Source organism: Aromatoleum bremense (genome assembly GCF_017894365.1).
In the GTDB taxonomy this organism is placed as follows: domain Bacteria; phylum Pseudomonadota; class Gammaproteobacteria; order Burkholderiales; family Rhodocyclaceae; genus Aromatoleum; species Aromatoleum bremense.
In genome coordinates this window covers 1397971-1415870 of the sequence record NZ_CP059467.1, presented here as the reverse complement: position 1 = coordinate 1415870, position 17900 = coordinate 1397971, and the positions used below count along the sequence as shown (strand labels likewise).

Annotated in this window: 16 protein-coding genes; 15 read left to right on the top strand and 1 reads right to left on the bottom strand. The window is 62.3% G+C overall.

Annotated elements, in window-relative coordinates; translation table 11 throughout:
• Positions 1 to 4 precede the first annotated feature (4 nt).
• From pbN1_RS06730 to pbN1_RS06685, 10 genes are all read left to right on the top strand, one after another.
• The gene (locus pbN1_RS06730) at positions 5 to 1309 is read left to right on the top strand and encodes a DUF1329 domain-containing protein (RefSeq protein ID WP_169202639.1); all 1305 of its coding nucleotides are present in this window, start codon (positions 5 to 7) and stop codon (positions 1307 to 1309) included.
• Between the two features lie 107 nt (positions 1310 to 1416).
• Positions 1417 to 1611, top strand: a complete 195-nt coding sequence (locus pbN1_RS06725; protein ID WP_169202640.1) for a hypothetical protein — start codon at positions 1417 to 1419, stop codon at positions 1609 to 1611.
• A 46-nt stretch (positions 1612 to 1657) separates the two neighbouring features.
• Positions 1658 to 4663: an SNF2-related protein gene (locus tag pbN1_RS06720; protein WP_210147684.1), complete on the top strand. Its 3006-nt coding sequence runs from the start codon at positions 1658 to 1660 to the stop codon at positions 4661 to 4663.
• A gap of 160 nt (positions 4664 to 4823) precedes the next feature.
• Positions 4824 to 5114: a nucleotidyltransferase family protein gene (locus tag pbN1_RS06715; protein ID WP_169202641.1), complete on the top strand. Its 291-nt coding sequence runs from the start codon at positions 4824 to 4826 to the stop codon at positions 5112 to 5114.
• The gene (locus tag pbN1_RS06710; RefSeq protein WP_169202642.1) at positions 5107 to 5475 is read left to right on the top strand and encodes a HepT-like ribonuclease domain-containing protein; all 369 of its coding nucleotides are present in this window, start codon (positions 5107 to 5109) and stop codon (positions 5473 to 5475) included. Before pbN1_RS06715 ends, pbN1_RS06710 begins: the two co-directional genes overlap by 8 nt.
• Positions 5468 to 5779, top strand: a complete 312-nt coding sequence (locus tag pbN1_RS06705; protein WP_210147683.1) for a BRO family protein — start codon at positions 5468 to 5470, stop codon at positions 5777 to 5779. Before pbN1_RS06710 ends, pbN1_RS06705 begins: the two co-directional genes overlap by 8 nt.
• 19 nt (positions 5780 to 5798) lie before the next feature.
• Entirely contained in the window at positions 5799 to 6839 is a 1041-nt protein-coding gene (locus pbN1_RS06700; protein ID WP_169204321.1) for an IS630 family transposase, read from the top strand.
• A gap of 72 nt (positions 6840 to 6911) precedes the next feature.
• A complete protein-coding gene (locus pbN1_RS06695) occupies positions 6912 to 8639 on the top strand; it encodes a site-specific DNA-methyltransferase (RefSeq protein ID WP_169203920.1) in 1728 nt (575 codons plus the stop codon).
• A 65-nt stretch (positions 8640 to 8704) separates the two neighbouring features.
• Positions 8705 to 8893 (top strand): hypothetical protein, encoded by a 189-nt coding sequence (locus pbN1_RS06690; RefSeq protein ID WP_210147682.1) that lies wholly within the window; start codon positions 8705 to 8707, stop codon positions 8891 to 8893.
• Positions 8890 to 11682, top strand: coding sequence for a DEAD/DEAH box helicase (locus pbN1_RS06685; RefSeq protein ID WP_169203918.1), 2793 nt, complete (start codon positions 8890 to 8892; stop codon positions 11680 to 11682). Before pbN1_RS06690 ends, pbN1_RS06685 begins: the two co-directional genes overlap by 4 nt.
• 22 nt (positions 11683 to 11704) lie before the next feature.
• Here the strand turns inward: pbN1_RS06685 and pbN1_RS06680 are convergent, their stop codons facing one another.
• Positions 11705 to 11989: a hypothetical protein gene (locus pbN1_RS06680; protein WP_169203908.1), complete on the bottom strand. Its 285-nt coding sequence runs from the start codon at positions 11987 to 11989 to the stop codon at positions 11705 to 11707.
• Position 11990: 1 nt separating this feature from the next.
• Between pbN1_RS06680 and pbN1_RS06675 the strand changes: the two genes are divergently transcribed.
• The 5 genes from pbN1_RS06675 to pbN1_RS06655 are packed head-to-tail and all read left to right on the top strand — an operon-like array spanning position 11991 to position 17894.
• Positions 11991 to 14525: a molybdopterin-dependent oxidoreductase gene (locus tag pbN1_RS06675; RefSeq protein WP_244857186.1), complete on the top strand. Its 2535-nt coding sequence runs from the start codon at positions 11991 to 11993 to the stop codon at positions 14523 to 14525.
• Positions 14525 to 15139: a 4Fe-4S dicluster domain-containing protein gene (locus tag pbN1_RS06670; protein WP_169203916.1), complete on the top strand. Its 615-nt coding sequence runs from the start codon at positions 14525 to 14527 to the stop codon at positions 15137 to 15139. Before pbN1_RS06675 ends, pbN1_RS06670 begins: the two co-directional genes overlap by 1 nt.
• Positions 15140 to 15163: 24 nt before the next feature.
• Entirely contained in the window at positions 15164 to 16066 is a 903-nt protein-coding gene (locus tag pbN1_RS06665; protein WP_169203915.1) for a DmsC/YnfH family molybdoenzyme membrane anchor subunit, read from the top strand.
• Positions 16066 to 17094: a formate dehydrogenase accessory sulfurtransferase FdhD gene (gene fdhD / locus pbN1_RS06660; protein WP_169203914.1), complete on the top strand. Its 1029-nt coding sequence runs from the start codon at positions 16066 to 16068 to the stop codon at positions 17092 to 17094. Before pbN1_RS06665 ends, fdhD begins: the two co-directional genes overlap by 1 nt.
• A gap of 11 nt (positions 17095 to 17105) precedes the next feature.
• Complete coding sequence (locus tag pbN1_RS06655; RefSeq protein WP_169203913.1) at positions 17106 to 17894, top strand: cyclase family protein; 789 nt, start codon at positions 17106 to 17108, stop codon at positions 17892 to 17894.
• Positions 17895 to 17900 lie beyond the last annotated feature (6 nt).

The window sequence follows — 17900 nt, the reverse complement described above, 5'->3', positions numbered from 1 at the left end:
ACAAATGAAGCTGAAGGCATTGACGTGCGTGCTGTGCGCCGCCGGTCTGCTCGGGGGCGCGCAAGCCGCCACCGACGCGGACGTGGAGAAGTCCTTTTTCCCCTACAAAAACGGCGTGCCGACCGTGGCCGGGCTCACGCCGGGGACGGTGATCGACAAGAGCAACGTGGACCAGTTCAAGGCGGCGCTGATCCCGAGCATGGCGCAGTTCATCCGCAACGGCCAGACGACGCTGACGGTCGGCGAGACCTATTCGTTCAGCATCAGCAGGAACTACATCGACGCGACGCGGGCCAACCTCAGCAAGGCGGCCCTGGGCGCGAGCGTCGGCGATCTCACCGGCTTCATCGCCGGGCGTCCGTTCCCGCAGGAGCCCGACGCGAAAGATGCGCGGGCCGGCGAAAAAGTGTTCTGGAACTTCCAGCACAACAACCGCATCGGCGACAGCTACACGATCTGGCCGTGGTACATGGACTACAAGAACATGGCCAGCGGCAAGACCGAACGCAGCCTCAAGCAGGAATATCACATCATCCAGTGGAAGCACCGCGTCGATCAGGAGCCGCGCCCGGAAGTGTCGCCGAACCCCGCGCAGTTGCTGCGCTCCGGCTACCTGAAAGTGCACGAGCCGCAGGACCTGAAGGACACGCAGCTGTTGATCAGCCGGTTTTCCGACGACGCGAAGCTCGACGAGGTGTATCTGTACCTCGGCTTCCAGCGCCGCGTGCGCCGGCTCGCGTCGAACCAGGTCACCGACCCCTTCCTCGGCTCGGACCTGATGGTGGAGGATTTCGAAGGCTACAACGGGCGCATGCGCGACATGAAGTGGGAGTACAAGGGGACCGTGAATCTGCTGGTGCCGTTCTACGCGCACAACAAGCAGAAGCTCGCCGAGGAGCGCAAAGAGGCGGATGGCTTCAAGTTCATCGATTTCGGCGGCGAGGGGGAGTGCTTCCCGAACGTGACCTGGCAGCTGCGCAAGACCTACGTCATCGATTCGGTGCCGGTCGACCCGAACCACGTCATCAGCCGGCGCACCCATTACGTGGACGCCGAAACGTACGCGCTCAGCCTCAACGAGATCTACGACCGCAAGGGCGAACTGTGGAAGACCTTCATCGTCGCCTACACCGATTCGGAGAACCACCTGCCGAAGAACGCCGGGCGCGGCGTCGCGATCAACGACGGCTTCAGCATCACCGACGTCCAGGCCAAGCACTGCACGACCGGCAGCTTCAAGGTCCATCTCGAGCAGGACATGAGCCCGACCCGGCTCTTTTCGGTGCAGAACATGCGGGGGAGCAACTGAGTTTTCGGGGCTCGTGAAAATCGGGGGTGCGCAAGCGCCCCTTTTTTTATCCCTCGAACTTCATCCCTCAAACGCCGTCGTAGCCCCTGACTCATCGGGTGCCAGGCATGGCGAAGCGGCCGGTCGTCAAATTCACCGCCAATTTCGAGCGCAATCTTGAAGAGATCAAGCGATTCCTGACCAAAGACGTCCTCAAGGAATACCTGCTGCTCCATGCGTTGATCGACGGAGCGATTTACCTCCTCGCCATTCGGCACCAGCGGCAGCTATCTTTTGACTTCGAGGGGCATTGGGGACGATAGATCAACGCCATAGTACTATCCGTCATCCTTGGAAAAGCGACACGAGATGACCTATAGCCCGCACCAGCTGGCGTATTTCGCGCATCAACTGACTCGCCGTGCCGCGTCCAATTCCATGGATCGCATGGCCGGTGCGCTGCTGGATGCTCAAGTCGACCTGAACCCGCACCAGATCGACGCCGCGCTGTTCGCGACGAGCAACCCGCTGTCCAAGGGCGTCATCCTGGCCGATGAAGTCGGTCTCGGCAAAACCATCGAAGCGGGCTTGCTGATCGCGCAGAAATGGGCCGAGCGCAAGCGCCGCATTCTGGTCATCACCCCGGCCAACCTGCGCAAGCAGTGGCATCAGGAGTTGGCGGACAAGTTCGGTATCGCCGCCGGGCTGCTTGAAGCCAAGTCCTACCGGCAAGCCATCAAGGACGGCGCCACCAACCCGTTCGACCTCGCAGGCAACGGCGCCACCGTGCTCATCTGCTCCTACCAGTTCGCCGCCGGCAAAGCCCAGGATGTGCAGTCCGTGCCGTGGGACTTGGTGGTGATCGACGAAGCGCACCGCCTGCGCAACGTCTATAAGCCGGAAAACAAGACGGCCCGCATCCTGCGCGATGCGCTGACGCTGCCGCACAAGGTCTTGCTGACGGCAACGCCGCTCCAGAATTCCTTACTGGAACTGTACGGACTGGTCAGCTTTGTCGATGAGCGCGTGTTCGGCGATCTCGATAGCTTCCGTGCGCAATTCGGGCAGCCGGGGGGGCAACTGCGGGACGCCGCCAGTTTCGACGCGCTGAAGAACCGTATTGCCCCGATCTGCAAGCGCACGCTGCGCCGACAGGTCGAAGCCTACGTCAAATACACCCGGCGCATTCCGATGCTGCAAGAGTTTGTGCCCGGCGCCGACGAAACCAGGCTCTACAACTACGTCTCGGAATTCCTCCAGCGGCCATCGTTGTATGCCCTGCCGAACAGCCAGCGGCAACTGATCACGCTGGTCCTGCGCAAGCTGTTGGCGTCTTCGACTTTCGCCATTGCCGGAGCGCTGGAAACGCTCATCAAGCGGCTCAGTGGCCAACTCTCCCAGACCCTCGACGAAAAATCCGCAACCACCGACCTTGCCGACGAACTCGACCAGGACTACGAAGCTCTCGACGAACTGGCGGACGAGCTAGACGCCGTCGCCGATGGCAGCACCAAGGTATCGACCGCAGCGGAAATCGCTGCCATCCGGGCCGAAGTCGGCGAACTTGAATCGTTTCGCAATCTCGCCATTTCCATCACGGAGAACGCCAAGGGCACCGCATTGCTGCAAGCCCTCAATGTCGCATTCGGAAAGCTGGACGAACTCGGCGCGGCCAAGAAGGCCATTGTATTCACCGAATCCCGCCGCACGCAGGACTACCTGATGAAGCTACTGGCAGGCACCGAGCATGGCTCCGGCGTGGTGCTCTTCAACGGCAGCAACAACGATGCCAAGGCGAAGGAAATCTATGCTGATTGGGCTGCACGGCACGCGGGCACCGACCGGGTAACAGGGTCACGTACCGCCGATACCCGCGCCGCACTGGTCGACTACTTCCGCGACGAGTCTGGCAAAGGCGGCAGCATCATGATCGCCACCGAGGCTGGCGCCGAGGGCATCAACCTCCAGTTCTGCTCGATGGTCATCAACTACGACCTGCCCTGGAACCCGCAACGGATCGAACAGCGCATCGGGCGTTGCCACCGTTACGGCCAGAAGCACGATGTTGTCGTCGTCAACTTCCTGAATCGGGACAACGACGCCGACCGGCGCGTCTATGAGTTGCTGGCGCAGAAGTTCCAGCTCTTCGATGGCGTCTTTGGCGCCAGCGACGAAGTGCTGGGTGCCGTCGAGTCCGGCGTCGATTTCGAGCGCCGCATCGCCGAGATATACCAGACCTGCCGCCACCCGGAGGCCATACATACCGCCTTCGAGCAACTGCAACTCGATCTGGCGGGCGAGATTTCCGACGCCATGCTGAACGCCCGCAAAGCGTTGCTGGAAAACTTCGACGAAGATGTGCAGGAGCGACTGCGGCTGCGCAACATGGACGCCCGCGCCTCGCTCGGCAAGCTGGAACGCCTGTTGATGCGTTTTACCCGCGCCGCACTGAACGGGCATGCGAGCTTCGACGCAGACGATACGGGCTTCCTGCTGACCCGCTTGCCCGACGGCGTGCAGGACGGAAAATCGACCGCGATTCCCTTGGGTCGTTATGAACTGCCGCGCCGCAACGAAGAGGCGCACATCTATCGCATGGCGCACCCGCTCGCGCAGGGCTTGATCGACCATGCCCAGCATGTACCGTTGGCACCCAGCAAGTTGGTGCTCGACTACAACGCCTATGGGGCAAAGGTCTCCGTCATCGAAGCCCTGCGGGGCAAGACCGGCACGCTGATGGTTGAGCATCTGCGCATTCAATCCCTTGGAGCGACCGAAGAGCATCTGCTGGCCGCTGCCATTGATGCAAACGGAAATGTCTTCGATGCCGACGTGACCGACCGGCTGCTTGGCATGCCCGGCCATGCCGTGCCGTTACCGCGTGTCGATGCCGCCCCCGTTCAGCAATCGCGCTCCGACGACCTCGCCCCGGCGCAGCAGAACATGCTCGATTTCGCCGCCGCCAATGTGCCGATTCCGCCAGCACTACTGCAGCAAATCGACCAGCAAAAGGCGCTGGTGATTGCCGATCTCGAGTCGCGCAATCTGACTTTCTTCACACAGGAAACGGAAAAGCTCGATGCCTGGGCCGACGATCTGAAGGTGGGCCTCGAGCGCGAAATCAAGGAGCTTGACCGGCAGATCAAGGAAGCTCGCACCAAGAGCAAGGGCGCGGCAACCCTTGCCGACAAGTTGCAAGCCCAGAAAGAACAGCGCGATCTTGAAGGGCAGCGCGACAAGAAGCGGCGCGAGCTATTCGACCGGCAGGATCAGATTCAGGCCCGGCGAGACAGCCTGATCGACGAACTGGAGCAGCAGTTGGGGCAGCAAGTAACGACTACCCGGCTGTTTGCCGTGGAATGGGAACTACCGTAATAACGACATCGCTTTGCCGGCGCCGGCAAAGCGATCAGTAGCATGTGAATTCGCCCCAGGTATTAGTCAGATGCGGGACTGAAAGAGGAACGCCAAGCCGGATAATCTGGAACATTGACATGACAACCCGCCCGACCACGAAGACAGATTGGAGGCAGCAATGAATAGAACAACCGCTATCGAACTGCTTGCCCGCAGCAAACCCGAGCTAACGGCTCGCTTTGGGGTAACGGATCTTGCACTGTTCGGATCAACCGCCCGCGATGCCGCCCGGAGCGATAGCGACGTTGATATCCTCGTCGCCTTTGATGGCCCGGCAACGTCCGAGCGCTACTTCGGCGTTCAGTTCTACCTCGAAGACCTCTTTGGTGCGCCGATTGATCTCGTGACCGAGAAAGCTCTGCGTCCCGAGCTGCGTCCGTTCGTCGAAAAGGAGGCCGTCCATGTCTGACAGCGTAGCGCGTGAATGGCGCTTCTACCTCGACGACATGATCGGCTTCGCCGAAAAGGTCATCGCTTACACCGACGGACTCGATCAGGTTGGATTCGTTGCCAGCGGGCTGAATTACGACGCCACCGTGCGCAATCTCGAGCTAATTGGCGAGGCCGCAACGCACATCCCGGATGCCGTGCGCTCAGCCAATCCCCGGTTGCCGTGGCGGCTCATCATCGCCACCCGAAACCGTCTGATCCACGGATATCTCGGAATCGACAACGACACCTTGTGGAGCATTATCCAAAGCGACATTCCAGCCTTGTTGCCACAACTGCGCGAACTCAGGGATCGGACGGCAGGGGGAACCAATGAATAAACAACTGCCAACGCAAGGCACCAAGACGTTCGAGGAACTGAGGCAGACCAACGAGCATGGCGCCGAGTACTGGAGCACCCGTGACTTGCAGACTATGCTCGGTTACAGCCAATGGCGGCGATTTGAGGATGCCGTCAAACGGGCGATGACGTCCTGCGAAACCTCTGGCAACGACCCTGAACACCATTTTGCCGGCGCCGGCAAAATGGTCGACCTTGGTTCCGGGAGTCAGCGCGAACAGCAAGGCCGAAATCCGGCCGCCGTCAACGTACTGGAAGGCACTATTAACCCGGCAATCAAATAGATTTTGATATAATTCGGGCATGGAAAAGATCGACGCCCGCAAGCTCCCGCCCGAAGCACTGGAGCACATTCGCCGCCAAGCATTTGTCCTGCGAAAGCAAGGTTACGCGTGGGCGCACATCGCTGAGGTGTGCGGGGTTCATGTCGGCACCGTGTTGAAATGGGCGCGTCGCGCCCAAGCCGACAGCGTCGATACGGTGATCAAGGGCGGACAACGTGGCCGTCGCCATGGCTCGGGGCGAACACTGACGCTGGTTCAAGAGGAGCAGTTGCGCTTGAAGATCATTGGCTCGAATCCCGCCCAGCTGCAGCTCGAATTCGCGCTGTGGAATCGCCGCGCGGTCATGCTCGCCATCAAGCAGCTCTTCGGTATCGACATGCCCATTCGCACTGTCGGCGAGTACCTTCGGCGTTGGGGCTTCACCCCGCAGCGGCCGGTCAAGCGCGCACTCGAGCAGGATCCGGCCCGGCTCAAGGCGTGGCTCCAGGAGGAGTACCCGCAGATCGTCACCCGTGCCAAGGCCGAAGATGCCGAGATTTACTGGGGGGACGAGACTGCCATTCGCCAGGACGCGAACTGGGTGCGCGGCTACTCGATGGCGGGGATGACGCCTGAGCTTCGACTGCCGGCCGGTCGCCATGGATCGACGTCGATGATCTCGGCGATCACCAACCAGGGCTTGGTGCGCTTCTCGTTCTTCGAAGGGGCCATCGATGCCGAGCGTTTCATCGTCTTTTTGAAAGATCTGATTAAGGACGCTCAGCGTAAGGTGTTCCTGATCGTCGACAACCTGCGCGTGCATCGCGCCAACCGTGTCCGAGAGTGGGCCGCCGAGAACGCCGAGAAGATCGAACTGTTTTACCTGCCGCCGTACGCGCCTGAGCTCAACCCCGACGAGTATCTGAACCGGGATCTGAAGACGACGATACGCTCCGGGCCAATTGCCAAGACCGCCGCCGCACTTCTTGAAAAGGCGCGAACCTGCATGGAGCGCATTGCTGCGATGCCGGATCGAGTGCGTTCGTATTTCAGCCATGAGCACGTTCGGTACGCCCAGTAAATTAGCTATTTGATTGCCGGGTTAATAAGCCTGCCTTCGACAATCGGCGAGTGAAGTACCACTGAAATCAAAATGGCAAAACAGAAACTAGAACTGACTTGGATCGGCAAGGATGCGCGTCCGAAGCTGGAGCCGCGCATTTTGTTGGGCGATCCTTCGATGAGCTATCACGCGAAGCACCGTGTTACCAGCGCCGACTTTTTCGATAACCAGCTTATCTTCGGTGACAACCTGTTGGCATTGAAGGCCTTGGAGCAGGAATACACAGGTAAGGTGAAGTGCGTCTTCATCGACCCGCCGTATAACACCGGCAGCGCTTTTGCCCAATACGATGATGGTGTTGAGCATTCAATCTGGCTATCTCTTATTCGGGACAGACTTGAAATAATTCGACGATTGCTGAGGGAAGATGGTTCTCTTTGGATCACCATCGATGACAACGAGGCGCATTATCTGAAAGTCCTGGGGGATGAAGTTTTTGGACGCAATTGCTTCATCGCCGACCTGTCATGGCAGAAGCGCGACGGACCGCCGAACGATCGCAAGATTGGATCGATTCACGATCACGTTCTAGTGTGGGCAAAGAGTCGGCCGGGTAGTAGCAAGAAGACGGCGGCAGAAGAAGCATTCAACCTTATGCCTCGTACAGAGAAAGCAGATGCGCAATATCAGGTTTTTTCGGAGCCGAATGGCCCAGACACGCGCGGTCCTTTTCGCAAGATCGATACCACTGCAAACGGTAAAGGCGGGCGATATGTCGAGAGCCTTTTCTATGCGATACGGAATCCGTACACCGGTCAAGAAGTATGGCCTCGCGAAGGCACTTGCTGGCGCCACAGCAAAGATGAAATGGAACGACTACAAGCCGATGGTCGATTGTTTTGGGGTGTTAAGGGCACGGCAACAACGCCTATGCGGAAGCTTTTCAAGTTTGAAGCTAAGCAGGGAATGACTGCACCCTCAATCTGGGCGGATTGCGGACTCAATCAACATGCCTCTGCGCATATGGAAGGGTTATTTGGGGAGAAGGCATTCTTTGAAACGCCCAAGCCGGAAGAGTTACTGCACCGAATAATCCACATTGCCAGCAACCCCGGCGACCTCGTTCTCGACTCCTTCGCCGGTTCCGGCACGACCGGCGCGGTCGCCCACAAAATGGGCCGCCGCTGGATCATGATCGAGCTGGGCGAGCACTGCCATACGCACATCATCCCGCGCCTGAAAAAAGTCATCGACGGCGAAGACCAGGGCGGCATCAGCGAGGCCGTGAATTGGAAAGGCGGCGGCGGTTTCCGCTACTACCGCCTCGCCCCCAGCCTGTTGCAACGAGACCGCTGGGGCCAGTGGATCATCAACAAGGAATACAACGCCGAAATGCTGGCGGCGGCGATCTGCAAGTTGGAGGGCTTCACCTACGCGCCCAGCGATGCGTACTACTGGCAGCACGGCAAGAGCACCGAAAACGATTTCATCTATGTCACCACTCAAAGTCTTACACCGGAAGCTTTGCAGGCCTTGAGCGATGAAGTCGGCGAAGAGCGCAGCTTGCTGGTCTGCTGTTCAGCATTTCGGGGCGATGTGGATCGTTACCCGAATCTCACGGTGAAGAAGATTCCCAAGATGGCCTTGTCCCGCTGCGAATGGGGGCATGACGATTACAGCCTGAACGTCGAGAATTTGCCGATGGCTTCTTCGCCCGAACCGGCTGTCACTACGGCTGCGCCTGCGTCGAACGTGCATAAGGCCGCAAAGGCTGTCGACGCCGGTCAAGCGGGCCTCTTTGACGGCGGCGGCGAATGAGTGGATGCCTGGGCGCTGTACGACAACTCGGGCGACGAGCCCGTAATGCTTGAATGGGGAGAACGATGATGACCCGGCATGACCTCGGCAAGGCAAAGGACAAGGATCTCGTTACCTCAGTGGCGGCGATGAAACGGGCGGCGGCGATGGCACGCAAGGCGGCGGTGCAGACCGATACGGCGATTGTGGTGGTGCACGGCAAGCAGATCGTCCGAGTTACGGCGGATGATCTCCGCAAAAAGGGTGGCGCATGAGTCTGGAAAACATCGTTCGCTCGGTCAGTGGCCGTCTGAGCCTGCGCGAGCCACAAGCCGAAAGCCTGCGCCGTCTGCATTGGGCGGTCGATCAGGTGCCCGCGCTGCGCGACGCGAAGGCGCGGTCGGCAGAAGAGTTGAAGGCAATGCAGGATGCGTTGGCAGGCCAGTTTCCGACTCTGGCCGACTTCGAGCGCGATTTCCCGTCCCTGTGTTTCGCGCTGGCCACCGGCGTCGGCAAAACGCGCCTGATGGGCGCGTTCATCAGCTACCTGCATGCGGCCTACGGCTACAGGCATTTCTTCGTGCTGGCGCCAAACCTGACGATCTACGACAAGCTGATCGGCGACTTCTCGCCGAACTCGCCCAAGTATGTCTTCAAGGGCATCGCCGAGTTCGCCAGCACGCCCCCCGAGGTGATTACCGGCGACAACTACGAGCAGCGCGGCAGCCTGAGTCTGCTGGGCGGCATCGAGGTCAATATCTTCAATATCTCGAAGATCAATTCCGAGGTACGCGGCGCTCAGTTGCAAAAGCGGTCGCCGAAGATCAAGCGCCTGTCGGAATACCTTGGGCAAAGCTATTTCGAGTATCTGGCCGGGCTCGATGATCTGGTCCTCATCATGGACGAGTCGCACCGCTACCGGGCGAGCGCGGGGATTCGGTCGCTGAACGAGTTGCGCCCCTTGCTCGGCCTCGAACTGACGGCAACGCCTTTCGTTGAAGGCACTGGCGGCAGGACCTCAGTTGGCAAAACCATAGCGTTCAAGAACGTGGTGATGGATTACCCGCTGGCGCGTGCCATCGAGGATGGTTTCGTCAAGGAACCGGCAGTCGTCACGCAGCAGAACTTCGACCCGAGCGCCCATAGCGCCGGTGCGCTGGAAACGATCAAGCTGCAAGACGGTGTGCGCGTCCATGAGGAAACCAAGGTCCATTTGCTGAACTATTACCAAAATTCGGCGCAGCAGCCCGGCAGCAGTCCGGTGAAGCCCTTCATGCTGGTCATTGCCCGCGACACCACGCACGCTGCGCAGCTGATGGCGACCATCGAATCCAACGACTTCTTCGGCGGCCGCTACAAGGGCAAGGTTATCCAGGTCGATTCGAGCCGTTCCGGTGCCGAGGAAGAGGAAATGATCCGGCGCTTGCTGGCGGTGGAAAGCTATGACGAGCCGACCGAGATCGTGATCCACGTGAACATGCTCAAAGAAGGCTGGGACGTGACCAACCTGTACACCATCGTTCCGCTGCGTGCCGCCAATGCCCGCACGCTGATCGAGCAGTCCATCGGTCGCGGCCTGCGTTTGCCTTATGGTCGCAAGACCGGTGTCGACGTGGTGGATCGCCTGAATATCATCGCCCACGACAAGTTTCAGGAAGTTATCGACGAGGCCGGACGCGGCGATTCGCCGATCCGCATGCAGGCACTGGTACTGACGCCGGATACCGGCAGCGGCAGCACTCTGAAGAGCATTTCGGTGCAGCCCACGGCTAATGCGATGTTGGGTACGTTGACGGCAGGGTCGCAGCAGGTGCCCGGCGCTAATGCCGGTGGTGCGCAATATGGCACGGCCGCGCCGACAACCGTGTTCAAGACCGATGAACAGCGGCAGATTGCCCAAGTCGCCATGGACGTGATCGCTGAAATCAGCCGCGAGCGACAGGGCGGCCAGCCCTTCGTTGCCAGTACCCAAGCGCTGACGCAGGCCAGCATCCAGCAGCAGATTACGCAGCGCGTGCAGGAACGCATGTTGCCCAAGCAGGGAGACCTGCTGGGAGTGCTGGCAAGTGAGGGACGGTCCCCCGTGGCCGACATCGTTCAGAAAACGGTGGCGGTGCTGGTCGAGCACACGATTGATATTCCGCGCATCCTGGTCAAGCCGAAAGGCCCGGTGAAGAGCGGTTATAAGGCGTTCAAGCTCGATCTGTCGAAGATGAACTTCCAGCCGCAAGACATGGCGCTGGTCGGCCAAGGCCTGAAAACCGGCAAGCAGGTGCTGTACGGGCAATCGTCGACGGTGCTGGAATCGCAGCTGGAAAACTACATCGTCCGCGAACTCATCAACTACGACGACGTGTCCTACGACGAGCACGCCGAATTGATCTACGCGCTGGCCGGGCAAGCCGTCGCGCACTTCAAGACCTACCTGCAAACCGACGACGAGCTGCACAACATCCTCGGCAACTACGGCAAGACCATTGCCGAGAACATCCATCTGCAGATGGCGCTGCACTACTACGAAGATATTTCGGAATCCGAGATCGTCATCAGCCAGGGCTTCACGCCGCTCAAGCACTGCGCCTTTACCGCCGAAGGTGACATCCTGCCGCTGCATCAGGCCCCCGACGAGAAAGGCAAGATCGCGCAGTACGTGTATGGCGGCTTCAGCAAGTGCGCCTATCCGGTGCAGAAGTTTCATTCCGACACCGAACGTGTTCTGGCCTGCGTGCTGGAGCGTGACGCGCTGCGCTGGTTCCGGCCCGTTGCCGGGCAGTTCAACATCTACTACCGGTCCGGCGCCAACCAGCCCGAGTACGTGCCCGACTTCGTTGCCGCGACTGCCGATCACAACCTGATTATCGAGACGAAAGCTGCCAAGGACATGGAGGCTGGCGACGTGAAAGCCAAAGCCGACGCAGCGGCGACGTGGTGCAAGAATGCCAGCGAGTATTCGCGGGCACAGGGCGGCAAGCCGTGGAAATACTTGCTGGTGCCGCATGATGCGGTGGCCCATAACGCGACTGTGACCGCTTTGGCGGGGAGGTATTCGCTCTCTTTATCGTAACCAACTGTCGTGTTGAACGCTGTTAATCAAAGCTGCTGACGACAAGGCCAAAGGTATTGAAGCCTTGAAGGTACTGGCGTCCGCGCCCCACGCCAACAGGGGTACCCGCAAGGAGATCAGAGAGAAACGCAAACATCCGCAGTCCCCGGATAAGCGGCGCAATCACGGGATAGTCCCTCCGGTCGGCGTCCCTTAATGTCGCTCCTCGAATAGACGCGAAATTCCACCGAGGAGCGGCAATGGCGAACCCGACGCAGCCTGTGCAGAATTCGATGAAGCCGGGGAAGTGGCTGAATTCGAGTTGCAAGATGTGCATCCACTCCTGCAACACGCGCATCCACATCACCGACGACGGCGTCGTCAACAAGGTCGAGGGTAATCCGACCAGTCCGAGCAACAACGGCCGCCTGTGCCCGAAAGGCAACGCGGCGATCCTGCGCCATTACGATCCGGCGCGCTTCAGGACGCCATTGCGGCGCACGAATCCGGACAAAGGCCCGGGCGTCGATCCCAAATGGGAGGCGATCGGCTGGGACGAGGCGCTCGACATCGTCGGGCGCGAGCTCAAGCGGACGATGGATGAAGACCGCCGCAAGCTACTGCCGGCGATCAACAACTTCCAGAAGCTGTTCCTGTGGGCGTGGCCGGCGGCGCTCGGCAACGCGAACTATTTCTCCTCGGTCGGCAATTTCTGCGGCGGCGGCTATCACCCGATGAACGGCTTCGTCCATTCGTCCTTCGCCGCGGCCAACGACGTCAATTACTGCAACTACTGGATCAACAACGGCGGCGGTGACGGCTTCTCGTCGCACCTGCACACCGCCGCGCAGGCCAACCACGTCGCGAAGGCGCGGGTCGAGCGCAACATGCGCGTCGTCGTCGTCGAGCCGCGCCTGTCGATCGGCGCCGCGAAGGCGAACGAGTGGGTGCCGATCCGCCCTGCGACCGACCGGCAGTTTGCGCTGGGCCTGTGCCACGTGCTGGTCAACGAGAAGCTCTACGACGCGAAGTTCCTGACGAAGGACACGAACGCGCCCTATCTCGTCGGCGCGGACGGCTATTTCGTGCGCAACGCAGACGGCAAGATCTACGTGTGGGACGCGGTCGACGCGCGCGCAAAACTGTGGGACGACCCGGGCGTCAAGGAATTCGCGCTCGAAGGCAGCTATGACGTCGACGGCAAGGCCTGCCAGCCAGCGTTCCAGAAGTTCAAGGACATCCTGCGCGAGTGCACGCCGGAACAGATGGAGGCGGTGACGACGGTGCCGGCCGCGACGACACGCCGCATCGCGCGCGAGTTCGCGAAGGCCGCGCAGATCGGCTCGTTCATCGAGATCGAAGGGCGCCTGCTGCCGTTGCGCCCGGCCGCGTACAACTACTATCGCGGCGCGCAGGGCCACAAGTACAGCGCGATGGCGAACCAGGCGTTCAAGCTGGTGAACTTCCTCGTCGGCGCGATCGACACGCCCGGCGGCCACGTCGGCGCGACGCTCGACGACCAGATGCAGGAGATCCGCGGCGGCGTGGGGCAGATCGTTCCGGGCGAGAACGGCATGATGAAGACGGCGCCGCACCAGCTGCACCCGGAAGTGCCGTTCTCGTACCCGCCCAACGAGACCCATCTGATGGGTTATTTCCCGATCGGCGTCGACCCCGGCCATCTCACGCAACACACGCTCGCGAACCCCGAGAAGTTCGGCCTCGACTACCAGCCGGACACGATGCTGCTGTGCCATTCGAACCCGCTGTGGAACATCTCCGGCAGCCGCGAAAAATGGTACGAAATGATGCGCGCGATGCGCTTCATCGTCGCGATCGACATCCTGCCGAACGAATCCAACGAATGGGCCGACATCATCCTGCCGGCGCACGACCTGATGGAGTCGTGGAACATGACGATGATCGAGCCGCCGCACCACGAAGGCATGTGCCTGCGCCAGCCGGCGACGCCGCCGCTGTACGACACGAAGAGCGAGGAGGAGATCTTCTACGAAATCTCCGAGCGCCTCGGCGTGCTCGAGACCTGGAACCACATCCTCAATTTCGTCAACGGCTTCCACCAGAAGCCGGAACTGCTGCTCGAGCCGGGCCGCAAATACACCGACCGCGAGATCGCCGAGCGCAAGGGCCTGCTGTGGAACGGCAAGGATCTCGACTGGTACGTCGAGCACGGCCACGCGGTGACGCCGCGGCGCCCGGAAAAATGGTACCGGCCGTGGGACGGCATGCGCCTGCACTTCTATATCGAAGACATCCTTTCCGCACGCGACACGCTGCGCGCAAAAATGGAAGCGGCCGACGTGCCGATCCGCCACGAATGGGAGTGGGGCGACTACCAGCCGCTGCCGACCCCGGTGCTCGATCCGGTGCATCAGGAGCCGTCCGGGTTCGACCTGTACGCGATCACGTTCAAGGACATCCAGATCAACTTCGGCGAGAGCATCGGCAACCCGTGGATCAACGACATCGTGTTCAAGGACCCGGTGCACACCGCGGTGCTGCTGAACGCGGCGACGGCACGCGGCAAGGGGCTTGATGACGGCGACGTCGTGCGCATCGAGTCGCCGTACGGCAGCATCGTCGCGCGGGTCGCGCTGTCCGAGGGCGTGCATCCGGACGCGGTGTGCGTGTCGAACGCGCTCTCAAGGGTCGCGACGCAGAACACCGGCGTGCGCCACGGCGGAGGCAACTTCAACGAGCTGCTGCCGGCGAATCTGAAACACACCGACGCGTGCAGTGGGCAGCCGGAGACGGTCGCCAAGGTGCGTCTGACGAAGCTCGCCGCGATGCCGCGCGAAGTCGCGGCTGGTAACTCCGCATTCCGGCAAGGGAGGGGGCACTGATGGCCAAGTGGGGCATGGTATTCGACCTGCGGCGCTGCATCGGCTGCAACGCCTGCGCGGTCGCGTGCAAGCAGGAGAACAGTCTGCCGAACGGCGTGTTCTTCACGAAGACGCTGTCTGAGGAGGTCGGTGAGTATCCGCACGCGACGCGGACCTACATCCCGACGATCTGCAACCACTGCGAGGACGCGCCGTGCGAGCGCGTCTGTCCGACCGGCGCGACCTGGACCCGGCCCGACGGCATCGTCATGGTGGACCGTGACAAATGCATCGGCTGCGGCTCGTGCATTGTCGCCTGTCCGTACGACCAGAGGACAAGGCTCGAGCCGGAGATGCTGAACCAGGGGCTGTTCGGCAACGGGCGGCTGACGCCGTTCGAGGAGCAGGGCCTCGCGCGCTTCACCGTCGGCACGGTCGTCAAATGCACGTTCTGCCACGAGCGCGTCGATGCCGGCCAGGAGCCCGCGTGCGTCGCGACCTGTCCGACCGAAGCGCGCATCTTCGGCGACCTCGACGACCCGGACAGCCGCGCGAGACAGCTGATCCAGGAGCACCGTGCGCGCCAGCCGCTGCCGGAGAAGAACACCAATCCGCGCGTTTTCTATATCGACTGAACGGCAGCGAAAGGAGCAATTCCGATGATGGCGAGCAAGGTGCGCGGCGCGAGCGACGATTTCAGGGTCGGTTTCCGCATGCAGAAGGCGTGGGGCCTGCATATGGCCACCGCGTTCTTTTTCGGCGAGGCCGGCGCCGGCCTCTATTTCGTGTCGCAGTTCTTCGATTTCATCGCCGGCATGACCGTCGGCCTGCTGATGGTGCTGTTCGGCAAGGCCGGCGGCCATCTGCTGCATCTGGGGCAGCCGCTGCGCGGCTGGCGCGCGTTCACGAAAGTGCGCAGCTCGTGGATCAGCCGCGGGCTGCTCGCGATCGTCGTGTTCGTCGCCGCCGGCGCGCTGCACATCCTCGACGCGAACGGCGCGTGGCTTTCGGCCCCGCTGTCGGCGCTGGTGAGCGGGGTCGCGCTGCTCGCGTGCTTCGTGATCATGATCTACCAGGGCTTCGCGATGTCGCATTCGTCGGCGATCACGCTGTGGAACACCGGCCTGATGCCGATCGCGAGCCTCACCTACGCGCTGCTCAACGGCGTGCTGCTGACGCTGGTGCTCGGCTTCAACACGCCTTGGCTCGCCGAGCACGGGGAGACGACGCGGCTGCTGCAGGTCGCCGCGATCGCGCTGATGCTGTTCGGCCTGGTGACGGTGCTGAGCATGCTGCACGGGGCGCGCTACGGCTCCGAGGCCGGGCGCAACGCGGTCGGGCTGCTGCTGCGCGGGCAGTTCGCGCGCTGGTTCATTCCACTCGTCATCGTGCTCGGCTTCGTCGTGTCGGCGCTGATGATGGCGTTCGCGCCGAACCGGCTCGCGTGGATGGTCGCGGTCGCGGGCGCGCAGCTGACCGGCTATTACGCGTTTCGCGTGCTGATGTTCAAGGCCGGCGCCTACGACTCGGTGATGAGCTTCGCGCACGGTTTCAAGCGCTGATGAACGCCCGCGACGATCTTTGCACGCGAGTCCCGGGGTGCGATTCCTCCGGCGCCAGCCGGATCGTCATCGCGAACCGGCTGTCGGCCGATTGCGCCGGCGCCGTGCCGGCGGCCTGCAGCGTCGTCGAGGAGGACGTGCTGACGATCGACGTCGAAGGCGTCGGTCTCTACTCGCTGATGTGGACGCCCGCCGAAGGCGCGGCGGCGCCGGGCGGCTTCGTCGCCGGCGAAGGCGTGCTCGGCGAGGTCGCGCTGCCCGAGCGGCTCGCGCTCGCGCTCGGCTTCGCCTTCACCGAAGGCATCGTTTCCGGCCTTTCGGACATCGCGACGATGGCGCTGTGCCCGGAGCGGCCGGACGTCGTGCGCATGCGGCTTTTCGCGCCCGAGCGGGTCATCGTCAAACGCCGCGACGTGATGATGACGAGCGCCTGCGGGGCGTGCGGCGGGCGCGAGGCGCTCGAAAGCGGCGTCGCCGATCTGCCCCGCGTCGGCGACACGCTGCGGCTCGCCGGCGCCGACTTCGCGGCGCTGATGGAAGGTATGCGCCGCCGCCAGACGCTGTATGGCAGCACCGGCGGCACGCACGCCGCGGCCGTGTTCTCGGCCGAGCGGCAGATCGTCGCCGCGGCCGAAGACCTCGGCCGGCACAACGCCCTCGACAAGGTGATCGGCAAGTGCCTGCTGCGAGGAGACGCGCTCGCCGGCTGCGGCGTGGTCCTGTCGAGCCGCCTGAGCTACGAGATGGTCGCGAAAGCGGCGCGCGCCGGTTTCGAAGTCGTCGCCGCGGTGTCCGCGCCGACCTCGCTCGCGATCGACATCGCCGAGCGGCTCGGCATCACGCTGTGCGGCTTCGTGCGCGGCGATCGTGCGACCGTCTACACCCACCCCGAGCGCATCCGCGAATGCGTCTCCGGCAGCGATCCGATGCTGCGTCGGGCTCGAACGCGCGGGGACGCGCCAGACCGGCGCGCCACCGGGCGCATCCCCGAAACGGCCATGTCCGTCCGCTTCACCACCGAAGATTGAGGAGAACAACGATGTCATCGAACGCAACAGTCCTGACGCAGCTGATCGAGGAACTCGAAGCGGGTACCGTGAAAGTCGTGGACCTGACGCAGCCGCTCGGGCCGGACACGCCGGTGCTTGACCTGCCGCCGCCGTTCTCGAATTCGCCGCCGGTCAGCTTCGAGACGATTTCGCACTACGACGACCGCGGCCCGGCGTGGTACTGGCGCACGCTGCGCATGGGCGAACACACCGGCACGCATTTCGACGCGCCGGTGCACTGGATCAGCGGCCGGGATCGCAGCGAGGGCACGCTCGACACGATACCGCCGCGCCGCCTCGTCGGCCCGGCCTGCGTCATCGACATCAGCAGCGAAGCCGCCGCGAACCCCGACCATCTGCTGACGCGCGACGCGCTGCTCGCGTGGGAGAGCCGGCACGGCCGCATCCCGCCGAACGCCTGGGTGCTGCTGCGCAGCGACTGGTCCAAGCGCGTCGGCGCCGCGGAGTTTCTGAACTGCCGCGAGGACGGGCCGCATTCGCCCGGCTTCGACCGCGACGCCACCGAGCTGCTGGCGCTCGAACGCGACGTGCTCGGCGTCGGCGTCGAGACCGTCGGCACCGACGCCGGCCAGGCCTTCCTGTTCGATCCGCCGTTCTGGACGCACAACATCATGCAGGGCAACGGCAAGTTCGGGCTCGCCAGCCTGTGCAATCTCGACCAGCTCCCCGCCACCGGCGCGGTGCTTGTCGCCTCGCCGCTGAAGCTGGTCGGCGGCTCGGGCAGCCCGTTGCGGGTGCTGGCGCTCGCGCCGGCCTGAAACGAA